The 16,380-nt window shown below is 55.5% G+C and carries 15 protein-coding genes; 7 read left to right on the top strand and 8 right to left on the bottom strand.

The annotated features are described in order from the left end of the window. The first annotated feature begins 216 nt into the window (after positions 1 to 216). A complete protein-coding gene (locus tag F8R23_RS01880; RefSeq protein ID WP_129934859.1) occupies positions 217 to 1,083 on the top strand; it encodes a fructosamine kinase family protein in 867 nt (288 codons plus the stop codon). A 48-nt stretch (positions 1,084 to 1,131) separates the two neighbouring features. On the opposite strand, the gene F8R23_RS01875 is transcribed toward F8R23_RS01880, so the two are convergent. Further along, entirely contained in the window at positions 1,132 to 1,692 is a 561-nt protein-coding gene (locus F8R23_RS01875; RefSeq protein ID WP_099065520.1) for a YniB family protein, read from the bottom strand. 195 nt (positions 1,693 to 1,887) lie between these two features. Between F8R23_RS01875 and F8R23_RS01870 the strand changes: the two genes are divergently transcribed. The 4 genes from F8R23_RS01870 (at position 1,888) to F8R23_RS01855 (ending at position 6,411) form a co-directional block, all read left to right on the top strand. Continuing rightward, entirely contained in the window at positions 1,888 to 3,168 is a 1,281-nt protein-coding gene (locus F8R23_RS01870; RefSeq protein ID WP_129934860.1) for an HdeD family acid-resistance protein, read from the top strand. Positions 3,169 to 3,232: 64 nt separating this feature from the next. After that, positions 3,233 to 3,898 (top strand): hexitol phosphatase HxpB, encoded by a 666-nt coding sequence (hxpB, locus tag F8R23_RS01865; protein ID WP_099065518.1) that lies wholly within the window; start codon positions 3,233 to 3,235, stop codon positions 3,896 to 3,898. Between the two features lie 388 nt (positions 3,899 to 4,286). Next, a complete protein-coding gene (locus tag F8R23_RS01860; RefSeq protein WP_085116429.1) occupies positions 4,287 to 4,835 on the top strand; it encodes a metal-dependent hydrolase in 549 nt (182 codons plus the stop codon). A gap of 184 nt (positions 4,836 to 5,019) precedes the next feature. Then, a complete protein-coding gene (locus F8R23_RS01855; RefSeq protein ID WP_165366383.1) occupies positions 5,020 to 6,411 on the top strand; it encodes an L-cystine transporter in 1,392 nt (463 codons plus the stop codon). A 64-nt stretch (positions 6,412 to 6,475) separates the two neighbouring features. Here the strand turns inward: F8R23_RS01855 and phnX are convergent, their stop codons facing one another. Next, entirely contained in the window at positions 6,476 to 7,285 is an 810-nt protein-coding gene (gene phnX / locus F8R23_RS01850) for a phosphonoacetaldehyde hydrolase (protein WP_151415182.1), read from the bottom strand. 8 nt (positions 7,286 to 7,293) lie between these two features. Further along, on the bottom strand, positions 7,294 to 8,397 hold the full coding sequence (gene phnW / locus F8R23_RS01845) for a 2-aminoethylphosphonate--pyruvate transaminase (RefSeq protein WP_151415181.1): 1,104 nt from the start codon (positions 8,395 to 8,397) through the stop codon (positions 7,294 to 7,296). A 144-nt stretch (positions 8,398 to 8,541) separates the two neighbouring features. Here phnW and phnR point away from each other — a divergent pair, with 144 nt between their 5' ends. Continuing rightward, the gene (gene phnR, locus F8R23_RS01840) at positions 8,542 to 9,261 is read left to right on the top strand and encodes a phosphonate utilization transcriptional regulator PhnR (protein ID WP_129934864.1); all 720 of its coding nucleotides are present in this window, start codon (positions 8,542 to 8,544) and stop codon (positions 9,259 to 9,261) included. A 70-nt stretch (positions 9,262 to 9,331) separates the two neighbouring features. On the opposite strand, the gene kdgR is transcribed toward phnR, so the two are convergent. Beyond that, on the bottom strand, positions 9,332 to 10,123 hold the full coding sequence (gene kdgR, locus F8R23_RS01835) for a DNA-binding transcriptional regulator KdgR (protein ID WP_129938680.1): 792 nt from the start codon (positions 10,121 to 10,123) through the stop codon (positions 9,332 to 9,334). Between the two features lie 230 nt (positions 10,124 to 10,353). Between kdgR and F8R23_RS01830 the strand changes: the two genes are divergently transcribed. Next, on the top strand, positions 10,354 to 11,748 hold the full coding sequence (locus tag F8R23_RS01830; protein ID WP_099065746.1) for an MFS transporter: 1,395 nt from the start codon (positions 10,354 to 10,356) through the stop codon (positions 11,746 to 11,748). 48 nt (positions 11,749 to 11,796) lie between these two features. On the opposite strand, the gene htpX is transcribed toward F8R23_RS01830, so the two are convergent. The 4 genes from htpX to F8R23_RS01810 all read right to left on the bottom strand — a co-directional run bounded on the left by htpX (position 11,797) and on the right by F8R23_RS01810 (position 16,320). Next, positions 11,797 to 12,675, bottom strand: a complete 879-nt coding sequence (gene htpX, locus F8R23_RS01825) for a protease HtpX (protein WP_012144856.1) — start codon at positions 12,673 to 12,675, stop codon at positions 11,797 to 11,799. Between the two features lie 288 nt (positions 12,676 to 12,963). Then, positions 12,964 to 14,997 carry a carboxy terminal-processing peptidase gene (gene prc / locus F8R23_RS01820; protein WP_129934866.1) on the bottom strand — a complete coding sequence of 678 codons (2,034 nt, stop codon included), beginning with the start codon at positions 14,995 to 14,997 and terminating at the stop codon, positions 12,964 to 12,966. Between the two features lie 19 nt (positions 14,998 to 15,016). Then, positions 15,017 to 15,727, bottom strand: coding sequence for an RNA chaperone ProQ (gene proQ, locus F8R23_RS01815; protein WP_012144854.1), 711 nt, complete (start codon positions 15,725 to 15,727; stop codon positions 15,017 to 15,019). A gap of 95 nt (positions 15,728 to 15,822) precedes the next feature. Then, entirely contained in the window at positions 15,823 to 16,320 is a 498-nt protein-coding gene (locus F8R23_RS01810; RefSeq protein WP_099065608.1) for a GAF domain-containing protein, read from the bottom strand. Positions 16,321 to 16,380: the final 60 nt, after the last annotated feature.

Below are 16,380 nucleotides of genomic sequence, written 5' to 3'. Positions count from 1 at the left end.
CGCCTCCGCCGTAGCTGGCCTGATAAACATCGCCCTCACGTCGGCAAGTTGCAACATGCGCAGTGCTTAAATTAATCAATAGCGTATATACTTTGAGCAAACGCGGGTGGCGAGAAAATCGCCAGTTGTTGGTGACAGCTGTGCGCCAGGTCGTGTTTTCTTCAGGCTAAAGACGCTAACCTAATGAATTCGCAGGCAACACAGAGGGGGTGTACCATGTGGCAAGCCGTTAGCCGTCTGTTAAGTGAACATCTTGGCAGCGCAGAAATCCGCGAAAGAACCGAACTGCCCGGGGGCGATATTCACCCGGCATGGCGTGTGAGCTACGGTGATAACCAGGTGTTTGTCAAATGCGATGCCCGTGAGCTGTTGCCCATCTTTACCGCCGAGGCCGACCAGTTGGAATTGCTCGCACGCAGTAAAACCGTGCGTGTGCCGCAGGTCTACGGCGTCGGCAGCGATCGCGACTACAGCTTCCTGCTGTTGGAATACCAACCCCTGAAACCCTTTGACGCCCATGGCGCCTACTGTCTTGGCCAACAACTGGCCCATTTGCATCAGTGGAGTGAACAACCGCAGTTCGGTCTCGACTTCGACAACGATCTGTCCACCACCCCGCAACCCAATGCCTGGCAGCGCCGCTGGTCAGAGTTTTTTGCCGAGCAGCGCATTGGCTGGCAGTTGCAGATGGCGGCGGAGAAAGGCATGAACTTCGGGGATATTGATGAGATTGTTGACGCGGTTTATCTGCGCCTGCAGCACCATCAACCGCAACCTTCACTGCTGCATGGCGATTTGTGGCCGGCCAACTGCGCTCTAACCGCCAATGGCCCCTTACTGTTCGACCCGGCCTGTTATTGGGGAGACAGAGAGTGCGATCTGGCGATGCTGCCGCTGTACCCGGAGCTGCCACCGCAAATTTATGACGGCTACCAGAGCGTCTGGCCCCTGGAGAGTGGTTTTATCGAACGTCAGCCGCTGTATCAGCTGTATTACTTGCTCAACCGCAGCAATCTGTTTGGCGGTCAGCATTTGGTCCGCGCCCAGCGCGCGGTAGAAATTCTGCTCCACCCCGACTCCTGATAAAATAAAGGCGCTGAACCCAGCGCCTTTACCTGACCTCATATCACCTCAAGCCGTGCCAGCCAGTTGACCGAGCAGCTTGATCACAAACCAGGCGATCACGGCAATCACCACCGGCAAAATGTACAGTGGGAAGTATTGCAAGAAGATGGTGTGGTGCGGCAGCGTAATACGTTCTTCCAACTGCGCACGGGTATGCCCTTCGCTGCCCTTGGCCTGCTCGAGGATCATCTGGTCCTCCAGGCCTTCGCGGATAAACTTCACCTGACGTGACATACGCGCACCTGAAGCCTGCAGTGCCAGCCCGACAAAAATCAGAATATAAATAACGATAAACATGAAATTAGCGCCACTGAACAAGCTTTTCTCTATGTCAGGAACCGGCGAGTTATACCAAAAGATATTCAGGAACGGCGTATTGAAGCGCACCATATCGACCATCACGTGGACAAAATCCAGCATTACCGCATTAATGCCTTTGGTTTTTTCACTGTGCTGATAAACAAACATCAACATTGAGATCAGCGTCGACAGCAACGCCGGGATGAAAACCACCCAGCCAAGAATACGTTTGATAATGGCGATGCGCCCAGCCTGTTGATACGTCATGTGTTCCCCTTGTAAGCGACGTAACCGTAATGGGCTAAGTCTACCTGTAGTTACTGAAACTCGCCCACCGTTTTCTTCAGCCTTGCTGTGCTACAAGCGTAGCCGGGATTATCCGAAATCAACAGCTTAACGGCATCCGCGCGTTACCATTAAATAGTTATATAGTTAAATCAATCCGTTTAGACAGGGGCCACCATGATCCGGCTGATTATCTTATTGTTGGGCCCACAGGCACTGCACAGTCAGCGCCGCCTGCTGATGCTGTTCGGCTGGCTGTGGATCGCCGTTGGCGCATTGATGTTGTTCGACATACTGCAGGATGGCCGTTCGGTACTGGCGTTAGATGCATTGGCGGTCATGCTGGCACTGGAGGGGCTGGTGGCAATCTCCGCCGCGCTGGTGATTGGCTCATCCGCCAGCCGGCCGGTACTGCTGAAGGGGCTGGGCTTCTTGTTTATGGCCTTTTTGATGCTGGACGTGCCCGCAGACGATAATATCGTCGCCACACTGGTGTTTGGCAGCGCGCTGTTGCTGGATGGCGCGGTGCGGATCGCCTCCTCCACGGTGATCCAGCACAGCCGCTGGAAACCGGTAGCCTTGGCGGGCTGCGGCGAAATTCTGCTTTCGCTGATGATTTTTGTCGGCTGGCCCGCCCCCCACCGAATGACGGTGCCCTTTTGCCTCGGCGTGATGATCCTGCTTTCCGGCTGGGCGCTGTTGCGTATCGCCCGGCAGTTGGAGAGTTTTGCGCTAAATCAGAACCAGGCCCCCGCTGCGCCGCCTCGGGTCAATGAAACCCTTCCACTCACCGTCTATGTCTGGACGCCGATCGGCTCGGCAAAAGACGCGCGCCGCCGTTACATTGTCGATCGCTACATCGCCGCGGTGGATGCCTGTGGCAATATCTCCACCGGTCACGCCGCTTTGGCGCTGGCACCCGATGTGTATATCAGCCACTACCCACTTAACGATATCAGCCACTCGGCGCAGGATTTCCGCCAGTTGCTACATTCCGGTGAGCAAAACAACGTCGACGGGCGCTTTCTGCCCGGCCTTCAGCAAGAGGTTGCCGCCTGGTGCCCACCGGACAAAAAAATCCAGTTCCACCGCTATAACCCAACGGCTCTACGCGCTTTCTGGCAAGATTATCAGCAGGACAGCACCTACAACCTAACCCGGCGCAACTGTTCAACCACGGTTATTCGGGCGCTCGACAGCGCGCTGGAAGGCGTACTGGGCGATAAGCATCTGTGGCGTCGATTTCTGTTGCTGGTGCTCGATCCCAACCTGTGGATGCTGGCGGTGCTGCGCAGCCGTGGTGAAAGCATGACCTGGACACCGGGGTTGGTGCTGGATTATGCACGTATGTTGCAGCAGGTCACCGAACGCCAGCATCAACGCTGGTGGCTAAAACTGCGTGAGGTGTGGCGTATCCTGCGCTTTGGCAAAGCCTCCCCACGCAGGCAAAAGTTTTAGTCTCGGCGTCGGCGATGATAAAGTAGCGGGCACATTCACCGGCGTCGGCAGGAGTTAACCGCTAATGGCCTATTCGCAACGCATTGAAACCGCTATTTTTGATATGGACGGTTTATTGATCGATTCAGAACCCCTGTGGCTACAGGCGGAACTGGATATCTTTGGCGCACTGGGATTGGACCTGTCCGATCGCCACAAGCTACCGGATACTCTGGGTCTGCGTATCGATCTGGTGGTGAAAATGTGGTACCAGGCCATGCCGTGGCAAGGGGTTTCACAGGAGGAGGTCTCGGCGAGAATTATCGAACGCGCCATCGAACTGGTCCGTGAGAAGCAGCCATTGCTGCCGGGAGTACACCAGGCGCTGGAGCTGTGCCGCAGCCTGGATCTGAATATCGGCCTGGCTTCCGCCTCGCCGCTGCACATGCAACAACAGGTGCTGCAGATGTTTGGTCTCGAAGGTTATTTTGATCAACTGGTTTCCGCTGAGTACCTGCCCTACAGCAAGCCGCACCCTGAGGTGTATCTGATCGCCGCCGAACGCCTGGGTAGCGATCCGCTGCGTTGTATCACTCTGGAAGACTCGTTCAACGGCATGATTGCCACCAAGGCCGCCAGAATGCGTTCAATTGTTATCCCGGCGCACGAATATCGCGATGATCAGCGCTGGGCATTGGCCGACCATAAGCTCGAGACACTGGAACAGCTTACCCCGGACCACCTGGCGTAATCTTCACGGCATCGGTCTGCTCCCGATGCCGTTACTCATCCCCGTCACCGCCTAATTTCAAAACCTGGCGCTATGCGACAAAATAAATAAAACATTATTTCATTTCTATTGAATTACCGTACTACGCTCTCTATGCTGGGACCCTAAGAAAGCGCCGGGCGATCGGTACAGGTTGTTACTGCCACGCAGCCTAACCCGGTCGCCCAGCGTTTTCGTTCCATTCAATCCTCGCGCCAGTTCAAAAAACGCGCAACCCTTACCCCTTTAAGATAACAAGCCGTTGTAAAACGGGATAAAATAAACAATTGGTTACAGGGTAACTGCTTCCACCACTGGGAATTTTCCCATATACTGGATAAATTAACAGTTTATCAGCCGGAACAGCAGTATGACCGCGGAAGGACATCTTATTTTCTCTGTCGCTTGCGCGATTTTCGCCAAGAAGGCCGAGGTGACGCCGGAGCTGGCTACCGGCGACTGGTGGCATATTATCCCCGCCGCGCTGCTGACCTCACTGCTGCCCGATATCGATCACCCCAAATCGGTGCTGGGTCAGCGCCTGCGCTGGATTGCCATCCCGATCTCGCGTGCCTTCGGCCATCGCGGTTTTACCCACAGTCTGCTGGCGATCGCCGGCGGCATGGCGCTTTTCCAGCTTGACGTGCCGCGCAGTTGGCCGATCCCGCCCGACGTGTTGCACGCCATGATTATCGGTTACTTCAGCCACCTGTTGGCGGATATGCTCACTCCGGCCGGCGTGCCCTTGCTTTGGCCCTGCCGCTGGCGTTTTCGCCTGCCGCTGCTCAATTCCCAAAAAGGCAATCAACTCGAGCGCGCCCTGTGCCTGTGTCTGGTGGCTTTCGCCATCTATTGGCAAGGCGGTTGCACCCTTCCAGTGCAGTCATATTTTGAACAAATAAAAAATATCAGACTGTGATCACAAAAAAATGGCCATTTAATCTTCATTCAGAGGATTAATTAAACAAATTCGCGCACAAAGTTATATTAAATTCCATTTGGATATAAGTGAGCCGTTACGCAAACTGTTACGATATTTAGTATCGCTACGCCTTGGTGCATAGCCATTTTTATATAAGAAAAAATAATTGGAGACATTGGGGATGAATCTTCCGCTGGTTATTAACGTGGTGATTTTTGTCGCCCTCCTTTTGCTGTTGGCGCAAACCCGCCACAAGCAATGGAGCCTGGCGAAAAAAGTACTGGTTGGTCTGGTGATCGGCGTGGTGTTCGGTCTGGCACTGCAACTGGTTTACGGCTCGGACAACCCGGTACTGAAAGAATCCATCAGTTGGTTCAACATTGTCGGTAACGGCTATGTACAGCTGCTGCAAATGATTGTCATGCCGCTGGTCTTCGCCTCGATCCTGAGCGCGGTCGCCAAGCTGCATAACGCCTCTTCATTGGGCAAAATAAGCTTCCTGACCATCGGTACCCTGCTGTTCACCACGCTGATTGCCGCGCTGGTGGGCGTTCTGGTGACCAACCTGTTTGGCCTGACCGCAGAGGGTCTCGTGCAGGGCACGCAGGAAAGCGCGCGCATGGTGGCCATTCAGAGCAACTACGTCAGTAAAGTGGCAGATCTGACCGTACCGCAACTGGTACTGTCGTTCGTGCCGAAAAACCCGTTTGCCGATCTGACCGGTGCCAGCCCAACCTCGATCATTAGCGTGGTGATTTTTGCCGCCTTCCTGGGTGTGGCTTCGCTGCAGTTGCTGAAAGACGATAAAGAGAAAGGCCAGCGCGTACTGGTAGCCATCGACACCCTGCAAGCCTGGGTGATGAAGCTGGTGCGTCTGGTCATGAAGCTGACCCCGTACGGCGTACTGGCGTTAATGACCAAAGTGGTGGCCGGTTCCAACATCCACGACATCGTTAAACTCGGTAGCTTTGTGGTGGCCTCTTATCTGGGCCTGGCCATCATGTTTGGCGTGCACGCGGTGCTGTTGGCCTTCACCGGCGTTAACCCGGCGAAATTCTTCCGCAAAGTTTGGCCGGTGATTACCTTTGCCTTCACCAGCCGCTCCAGTGCTGCCAGCATCCCGCTGAATGTGGAAGCACAAACCCGTCGCCTGGGCATTCCGGAATCTATCGCCAGCTTCTCGGCGTCTTTCGGCGCGACTATCGGCCAGAATGGCTGTGCGGGCCTGTATCCGGCCATGTTGGCGGTGATGGTTGCCCCTACCGTCGGTATCAACCCGCTGGATCCGGTGTGGATCGCCACGCTGGTGGGCATCGTCACCATCAGCTCTGCCGGCGTTGCCGGCGTGGGTGGCGGCGCTACCTTCGCCGCGCTGATTGTGTTGCCTGCACTGGGCCTGCCGGTCACGCTGGTCGCCCTGCTGATTTCGGTTGAACCGCTGATCGACATGGGCCGTACTGCGCTGAACGTCAGTGGCTCCATGACCGCCGGTACCGTCACCAGCCAACTGATGAAGCAGACAGACAAGTCCATTATGGACAGCGAAGACGAAGTGGAACTGGCTCACCAGTAAATTTCGTCGGCAATAAAAAACCGGGGCAACACTTGGCCCCGGTTTTTTTATGTCGGGAAAAGGGTTATGGCCTTTCGCCTGACGCCAGCCGCTGATTGATTTCGTCAATCACTCCCGGCAGTTGTACCAGCGTATCAATTACGTAGTGTGCTCCGGCGGCATACAGCTTCTCCGTCGCCAGCGCACGCCGACGTTCAATCTCCGCGGTGCTCATCTGCTGGTATTCCTGCCAGGTAGCGCCAAATTCGTTGCCGGACAGCGCCAGCCCGATGCTCCACATACCGGCATTCAGCCCTTCGCTTATGCCCGGCACCGCGTCATCCACTTTGACACAGTGCGCCACCGCATCAATACCCAGTGCAATTACGTTCTGCAACGCCATCCACGGGCCGGGACGGCCGCCCACGCTCAGGTCGTCGCTCGCCACCCAATGATCCGGCGCATAACCACGCAGCGCCGCGGCCGGTGCCAACACCTCCATGACCGCACGTGGGTATCCGGAACAGGAACCTATCTTGATGCCCTGCTCACGCAGCCCCGCTATTACCTGCGAAACCCCTTCGATAGGTGCAGCGAAGTCGACCACCTTGGCAATCTGCAACGGCATAAAGGCCTGGTACAGCGCATCGATATCCTGCCGATTCATGGAGCGACCGAGCCGCTGCCGCCAGCGTGCGTCCACCTCTGGCAGCTTACCCAGCGCTTCGATGTGCTGCCACTTACCCAACCCCATCGGAATGCGCGCCTCCGCCAGGCTAATGTCGATATCAAAGGTCTGCTTAAAGGCTTCAACAAAGATCTGCGTCGGTGCAAAGGAACCGAAATCCACCGTGGTGCCGGCCCAATCGAGTATCACTGCGTTAATCTGCTTCATGCTCATCCTTAGAGATCCCAGTACATCGCCTGCCCGACCGCGGTCAGCAAACCTTCGATATCCGGCGGATAAATCTCGCCGATATTGCCAATGCGGAAGCAGTCGCTCTGCGAAACTTTGCCTGGATAAATAACAAAGCCCTGCTGCTTGAGACGCTGATAAAACTCGGTAAAGCGATAGGTTTCGGCCTTCGGAGAATAGAACGCGGTAATGATCGGCGAGTGCAGCCCATCTTCCAGCAAAGTCTCGAATCCCAGTTCACGCATTCCTGCCACCAGGCGTTGCTGGTTAGCGCGGTAACGGATGTTACGGGCATCAATTCCCCCTTCCTTCTCCAGTTCACGCAGTGCCTGCGCAAAGGCCAGCAAGGTGTGAGTCGGCGAGGTAAAACGCCATTTACCGGCGTTATCTTCCATGCAGCGCCACTGGGCGTATAGATCCAGCGAGAGCGAACGCGACCGTCCGGCGCACTTTTCCAGCTCGCTACGGCGGGCAATCACAAAGGCGAAACCCGGCACACCCTGAATGCATTTATTGGCAGAGCTGATCAGGTAATCAATACCCAGCGCATCGACATCCAGCGGAATGCCACCGAAACTGCTCATCGCATCCACGATCAGGGTTTTACCGTTTCGCGCTGCCAGGCCCGAAACCCGCTCCAACGGATTAAGCATCCCGGTGGTGGTTTCGCAGTGCACCATGGCGATATGGCTAATCTGCACATCGCCTTTCAGCACCGCTTCCATGGCCTCCACATCCGGCTCATTCACTTCACCACAGTGAAACTCGTGGTGGTTGAGGTCCATCAGCCTGGCCATTTCGACCATACGAGCGCCGTAAGCACCGTTATTGACGACCAGCAGTTTGTCCTGCGGCCCTATCACCGTGCCTAACACCGCCTCTACCGCAAAACTGCCGCTGCCCTGCAACAGCACCGAGGTATAACCCGTCGATTGAGTCGCCAGTGTCACCAGTTTCTGACGAATACTCTGTACCACGCCCAGGTTGTAGTCTTCATCCCAGGTACAGCTATCGAACAGCATCGCCTCCTTCACCGTTTTTGAGGTGGTCAGCGGGCCGGGGGTTAACAGCAGGTAATTATGCTCAGACATTTCATTCACCCATTTGGTCTATACCAGATAGCGAGTATAGTGGCGATAAATTTGCCTTCGGGTCAAACGACAACCGCAGCTGAAACAAAAAATTCATCTGCGCATGTATAATGGGCGCGTGCCGAAATGCCATAGCGAGATGAGATGAAACAACATCAGGGCGAGATGCCCCACTACCTGCAAATCAAGGATCAGTTACAGGCACGCATCACCCAGGGTGCACTACAGGTGGGTGACAAGCTACCTTCTGAGCGTGAGCTGTGCGCCATTTTTTCCACCACCCGCGTGACGGTCCGTGAAAGCCTGGCACAGCTGGAGGCCACCGGTGCCATTTATCGCGCCGACCGCCGGGGCTGGTTTGTGACACCGGAACGGCTGTGGCTGGATCCAACACAGAACACCAACTTTCACCGATTGTGTCTGGAGCAGGGGCGCACGCCGCGTACCGAGTTGTTATCCGCTGAAAAAACCACGGTGCCGCTCGACGTGATGCAGCCGCTGGCCCTGGAGCCGTTTGCTCAAATCTATCTGCTGCGCCGCGTACGCCATGCCGACGAACGGGCGATTTGCTACTGCGAAAACCACTGTCTACCACAACGGGTGCCGGACCTGCTCAAGCAGGATCTCAACGGCAGTCTGACCGAGATTTATCAGCAACACTACGCGCTGATCTACCGCAAAATGCACCTGTCGTTTTACCCAACCGCCTTGCCCTACCACGCCGCTAGTGCTCTGGGTGCCATGGTTGGCTTGCCTGCACTGCTGCTGCGCCGGCTGAATTACGATCAGCATGGTCACATTCTCGACTTTGATATAGAGTACTGGCGCCACGACAGCCTGCGCATCGAAGTGGATACGTTGTAAATCTCTTGGTATAGACCAAAAAAAGGCGCTGCCCGTGTCTGGCAACGCCTTTTAATGGAGAAAAATGGGATCAGAATGGATAGCGGTGGTAACCCATTTGCTCAGAAATGTTGCGCGCGGCGGCATGCAGACGTTTGACGTAATCCGCTCTGGCGTCTTCAGAATAACGAATGGAGGGGAATGAAATGCTCAGGCCGGCGGTCACCATGCCGAAACGGTCAAACACCGGCACCGCGATACAGCGCAGCCCTTCCTCCTGCTCCTCTATATCTTCACCCACACCCTGCTCACGCACCTGATCCAACAGCGATAACAGCGCCGCGGCATCGGTCAGGGTGTTCGGGGTGCTGCGGGTAAACTCAATTTGCGACAGGATTTTTTCCACTTCAGCCCGGTCACGCCAGGCCAACAGCACTTTACCGATCGCAGTGCTGTGCAGCGGGTTGCGACGACCAATGCGCGAATACATGCGCAGGTTATACATGGCATCAATTTTATGGATATAGACAATGCTGTCTTCATCCAGCGCCCCGAGGTGTATGGCTTCACGGGTGTGATTTGACAGTTCGCGCATTTGGATATCAGCGCTGCGGATCAGATCGACGCTCTGCAGCGACTTGGCACCCAGTTCAAACAGCTTGAGCGTGAGCGCATATTTTTCCGACTCGCCTTCCTGCGACACATAGCCCAATGACTTCATGGTCTGCAGAAAACGGTAGACGGTACTTTTGGACATCATCACCCGTTGGGAAAGCTCAGTAATACCGATCTCGCGTTCCTCGCCCAGCGCCTGCAAGATACCGAATACTTTCAGCACGGACGAAACCGCATCCGGTTGTTTATCTGGATCTGCGTTAACCATAGTCAATATCCCACCTGGCATTTTCTGTTTTAAGAAATTTGAACAAGGGTTTCAGTATACGCGGTACCTCAAAGGCCACGCAATCTGCCCCGGGGATAAATGCCTGAAGAACGTATTGGGCGCGGTGTTCTCACCGGTTATTACAATTGCGCGGGAAACTGTGGATGCAATCGCAGACGAATATGATTAGCATGTTAATACTCCCCCGGATTAATACCTTCGAGATCAACATGCGTTCTTGTACTGACGGCCTGCCCGTCCCGCAACGCTATGGGGCAATCCTCGCCATTGCCCTGGGCATTACCGTTTCAGTGCTGGACGGCGCGATTGCCAACGTGGCTCTGCCGACCATCGCCCGCGATCTGAACGCCAGCCCAGCCAGTTCCATCTGGGTGGTTAACGCCTACCAGTTGGCCATCACCATTTCACTGCTGTCACTGGCCTCGCTGGGCGACCTGATTGGCTATCGCCGTATCTATCAGGCCGGCCTGTTGGTATTTAGCATTACCTCGCTGTTCTGCGCCCTGTCCGACTCGTTGACAACACTGACCATCGCCCGTGTGCTGCAGGGCTTTGGCGCAGCCGCCATCATGAGCGTTAACACCGCCCTGATCCGCATTATCTATCCGCAGCGTTTTCTCGGCCGCGGCATGGGCATTAACTCGCTGATTGTCGCCTTTTCCTCGGCCGCCGGCCCCACGGTCGCGGCGGCGATCCTGTCGGTCGCCTCCTGGCAATGGCTGTTCGCCATCAATCTGCCGATTGGTATCGTCGCATTGTTATTGGGAATGAAGTACCTGCCCGGCAATAGCCAGAAAAGCTCCAATCAACGCTTTGATCCGACCAGTGCCGTGATGAACGCCCTGACCTTCGGACTGTTGATCACCGCCATCAGCGGCTTCGCTCAGGGTCAAAGCCTGACGCTGATTTTCGGCGAAATCGCTGCGCTGCTGGTGATTGGCTTCTTCTTTGTCCGTCGTCAGTTGCGTCAGGAGTTCCCATTGCTGCCGGTAGACCTGCTGCGCATCCCGATTTTCGCCCTGTCGATGGGCACCTCCGTTTGTTCATTCGCCGCGCAGATGCTGGCCATGGTGTCGCTGCCGTTCTTCCTGCAAAGCACGCTGGGCCGTGATGAGGTCGCCACCGGCTTGCTGCTGACCCCCTGGCCTTTGGCGATTATCGTCATGGCGCCGCTGGCAGGACGACTGGTGGAGCGCATCCATGCCGGTTTGTTGGGCTGTATCGGCCTGGCGGTATTTGCACTGGGGCTGTTCCTGCTGGCGCTGCTGCCGCATAACCCGTCGGATCTGGATATCATCTGGCGCATGGTGCTGTGCGGCGCGGGCTTTGGCTTGTTCCAGTCACCGAATAACCACACTATTATTTCCGCTGCCCCGCGTAACCGTAGCGGTGGTGCCAGCGGCATGCTGGGTACCGCACGGCTGTTGGGACAAACCTCCGGTGCCGCCTTGGTGGCGTTGATGTTCAACCTGTTCCCCACCTCCGGCACCCACGCCTCGCTGATCCTGGCCGGCAGTTTTGCCACGCTGGCAGCGGTGGTCAGCAGCCTGCGCATTACCCAACCACGGGCACAACAGGTAGAAAGCAGTCGCCCCGCCAAATAGCAGGCATAAAAAAACCCCGGCAAGCCGGGGTTTTTAATGTTCTCAGGGTTACTTCAGATACTGACCTGAGCGCAGCGCTTCGATACGTTTATCGAGCGGCGGGTGCGACATGAACAGTTCGCTGAACGACTTGGATTTGCCGTTGATGCAGAATGCCATCATGTTGCCCGCTTCCTGCGGTTCATAGCTGGTTTTCAGCCGTTGCAGCGCAGCGATCATCTTCTCACGCCCCACCAGTTTGGCGGAACCTGCGTCGGCATAGAACTCACGGTGACGTGAGAACCACATGGTGATAATGCTGGCCAGGATGCCGAAGACCAGCTCCAGTACCATCGACACGCCGAAATAAATCATCGGGTTGCCGTTGCCTTCCCCTTCGCCGTCACGGTTGCCCAGGAAGCCGGCGGCCGCCTGTGCGATCAGCCGTGAGATAAAGATCACGAAGGTGTTAACGATACCCTGGATCAGCGTCATGGTGACCATGTCGCCGTTGGCAACGTGGCTGATTTCGTGGGCAATAACCGCTTCCGCTTCGTCACGGCTCATGCTTTGCAGCAAACCGGTGCTGACGGCGACCAGCGACGCATTACGGCGCGCACCGGTGGCGAAGGCGTTAATGTCTGGTGCGTGATAAATAGCCACCTGCGGCATGGCAATGCCTGCCTGCTGCGACTGACGGCGGACCGTTTCCAGCAACCAGTTTTCGGTCTCGTTACGCGGCTGTTCAATCACTTCCCCGCCGACGGAGCGCAGCGCCATCCATTTGGACATCAGCAATGAGACAAACGAACCGCCGAAGCCGAACAGACCGGCCATGATCATCAGGCCCTGAACGCTACTGGATTGGATTCCTGTCAGGCTGAGCACCAGCCCGAAAACCAACATCACCGCCAGGTTGGTGAGCAGGAACAGAGCTATACGCATCATAAAATGTTTACTTCCTCATAAATGTTAACAAAACGCTGCCTCGGATACCCTAGATGGTATGGGCATTCGTCACAGTTTCAAGAGTTGCACGCCATTAACCTACTAAAAATACGAAACTTTACAAAAACGGCGCTCAAGCAATACTTTTCAAATTGTAAACGATTGTTGCGCAAAACGGTGGGTATTTTTTGCGTAAAATTAACGGGGTGGATTATTCAACCTCCTCAGGAGCGCCCATTAAAAAACGCACCCGAAGGTGCGTTTTTTGTTTACTGATACCCGGCTGCGTTATTTCGCCGCCGGCTGCGCCTGTTCAAGGTGCGCCAGATCCAGGGCGATGTGCACGGTTTCATCCAGGTATGGGTCTGGCTCCTGGTAATCTTTCGGCAAATCGTCCAGTGCCTTCAGCGGCTTCTTACCGGCGCGCTGCAGGCGATCATTAACGCGTTGCAGACGGGTAGCGTCATCGTCGTGGTTCTCTTTCTCGCGCTGGGCAAGGTTGAGTGAGACGATGTTACGCTTGTCCTTCAGCGCCTTGTAATGAGCAATATCCTGCGCGATGTACTGGAACTCAGGATCCTTGGCGATACGCTGCTCATGGTCTTTCAACAGCTCAGGATCGAACGGCTTCAGATCACCTGTTTTGGTGTAGGTCGCCGCATTGATGCTGTCCCACGGCATGGCGTTATCTTCAAACGCTTCACCGGTTTCCGCCGGATCGACACCGCTTGGCATCAGGATATCCGGGGTAACCCCCTTACGTTGGGTACTGCCGCCATTAACGCGGTAGAACTTCTGAATGGTGTATTGCACCGAACCCAACGCCGGCCACTCCGGACGCAGCATCTGATCGTAAATGCGGTTCAGCGAGCGATACTGCTGCACGGTGCCTTTCCCGAAGGTCGGTTCACCGACAATCAGTGCACGACCATAGTCTTGCATCGCAGCGGCAAAGATCTCGGAAGCCGAGGCGCTGAAACGGTCAACCAGTACCACCAGCGGTCCCTTGTAATAGGTCACGCCGTCGGTGTCCGCGTCTTCGCGTACTTTGCCGTTGTTATCACGCACCTGCACTACCGGGCCGCTAGGAATGAACAGGCCGGACAGCGATACCGCTTCGGTCAGTGCGCCGCCGCCGTTAGTGCGCAGATCGATGATCAGGCTCTTGACGTTCTGCTTGGCCATCTTCTGCAACTGAACTTTCACGTCATCGGTCAGGCCAACGTAGAAGCCCGGAATATCCATCACCGCGACTTTCTCTTTGCCGACGGTCTTGATGGTCATTTTCACCGCGCGGTCTTCCAGACGGATACGCTCGCGGGTCAATGTGACCACCCGGGTTTTGGTGCCCTTGCCGGCTGGCAGGATTTCCAGGCGCACCTTGCTGCCCTTCGGCCCTTTAATCAGGGAAACCACGTCGTCCAGACGCCAGCCGATCACATCGACCACAGGTTTGCCTGCCTGGCCAACGCCGACAATACGGTCACCCACGGTGATCGCCTTGCTCTTCGCCGCCGGGCCACCTGGCACCATGGAGTTGATCAGGGTGTAATCGTCATCCATCTGCAACACCGCACCGATACCTTCCAGTGACAGGCTCATCTCGGTATTGAACTGTTCGGTGTTACGTGGGGAGAGATAGTTGGTATGCGGGTCGATTTCATGCGCAAAGGCATTCATCGCCAGTTGGAAAACGTCTTCGCTATTGCTTTGTGTCAGGCGCTTGATGGCGAACTGATAGCGTTTGGTCAGCGTTTCACGGATTTCCTTGTCGGTCTTGCCGGTCAGCTTGAGGTTCAGCTCGTCATATTTGACTTTAGCGTTCCACAGCGCGTCCAGTTCGGCCTTGTCTTTCGGCCACGGCGCTTTGCTGCGGTCGAGATCGATAGTGTCGTTGCCGGTGAAGCTCATTGGCTTTTCCAGCAGCGACAATGCATAGGTATAACGCTCAAAACGGCGTTTCTGCGCCAGATTGTACAGCGCGTATGGCGTATCCAGCTTACCGCTTTTCAGCTCTTCGCCCAGCTGATTGCGCTTGTTGGCGAATTGCGCCACGTCGGAGGCCAGCAGCACGTTATGGCTGTAGTCCAACATATTCAGGTAGCGATCGAAGATCTTGCCTGAAAAGTCCGCGTCGAGGGCAAACTGACGGTAATGAGAGCGAGTGAAGCGCGAAGTTACGCGCTCACTCACCGTTGCATGTTGCGGTTCCTGCTGAAGCTGAGGCAGTTGATCGATGCGGATGTTGGCTGGTTCCGCTCCGTAACTGACACCCGCCCACAACAGACCCGCGACTGCTGTTAATCTGACAAATTTGTTCATGCCTTGGTTGGCCTCCGTATCAGAACTGCAAGTGTTCTGCGCGCACAATCATCGCCAGACCGGAAGAGAGCTGCACACGTACGCCATCTTTGGCGATTTCAAGTACGGTTGCATCCATCGCACTCTGGCCTGCTCTGACTTTGATTTCTTGGCCAATTTGCAGTTTAGAGATATCCGTGACTGGCACACGACGCTGCTGGCTTTCCTCTTTGACTTCACGAGGTTGGCGAGCAGGCTGTGGGCGAGTTTGTGGGCGCGGCTTGCGGTTCTCCGGTGCGGCTCCGCCTTCGCGACGCGCAGCAGGTTTTTTACCGGCTGGACGTGGACGACGAGGTTCCGCAGCGGCTGATTCACCGGCAGCTTCACGTTTTTTGGCGTTTTGCTCGGCACGCTGTGCCTGAACGCGCGCTTTTGCTTCTTCAAGCTGTTGACGGGCATGATCGACATGCTGCTGTTCCAGCTCACCGCACGGGTTACCGTCCAAATCGACGCGCTGGGCGCCAACTTTGACACCGTACAGGTAACGCCAGCTTGAGGTGTACAGGCGCAGTGCAGAACGCAATTGCGTTTTGCTTAGGTTTTCTTCCCCCTGAACACGCTCGACCAGATCCTGAAAAATACCGATTTTCAACGGGCGAGCTTCGCCCTCGGCGCTAAAGCAGAGCGGAAAACGCTCGGCAAGAAAAGCAATGACTTCTTTACTAGAGTTCAACTTAGGTTGATTTTCCATGAAATTTCCTGATTACAACGGGTTTGCCAACCAGCGCAGGCATGAACAGGCGTCATTATAATGACGCCATCGGTAAATGCCACGTTAACCGTAGATCAACTTGCTGCCACAGTGACATATTTCGCACTATCACACTGTTCCAGCTGCGCGCAAAGCCCCGCCACCACTGCTTCCAGGCCCCTTTCGTCCTGTTCGTCGAAACGTTGATAAACTGTGCTGTCGATATCGAGAACGCCGATAATCTGACCGCCAACATTGAGCGGCAGCACAATTTCTGCATTACTGGCTGCGTCACAGGCGATATGACCGGGGAACTCATGGACATCGCCAACGCGCTGCACGCGGTTTTCTGCCACTGCGGTACCACACACTCCCTTGCCGACCGGAATACGCACGCAGGCGATTTTTCCCTGGAACGGACCCAGCACCAATTGTGCGCCATCCATCAGATAGAAGCCGGCCCAGTTGACGTCGTCAAGACGCTCGTTGATCAATGCACTGGCGTTGGACAACGCAGCGATAAAGTGGGTTTCGCCGTCAAGCAGCGCGCACAAATCACGTTTTAATTCCGCGTAGAATTGTTCTTTTGTCATTTGTTAACCATTAATACAGTGAAGATGGCCACTAGCCCGAGTCTTAAGCCCTATAAAATA

This window comes from Serratia proteamaculans (assembly GCF_008830365.1).
GTDB classification, from domain to species: domain Bacteria; phylum Pseudomonadota; class Gammaproteobacteria; order Enterobacterales; family Enterobacteriaceae; genus Serratia; species Serratia proteamaculans.
The sequence above is the reverse complement of the archived record's forward strand: the minus strand, read 5'-3'. Positions and strand labels throughout refer to the sequence as shown.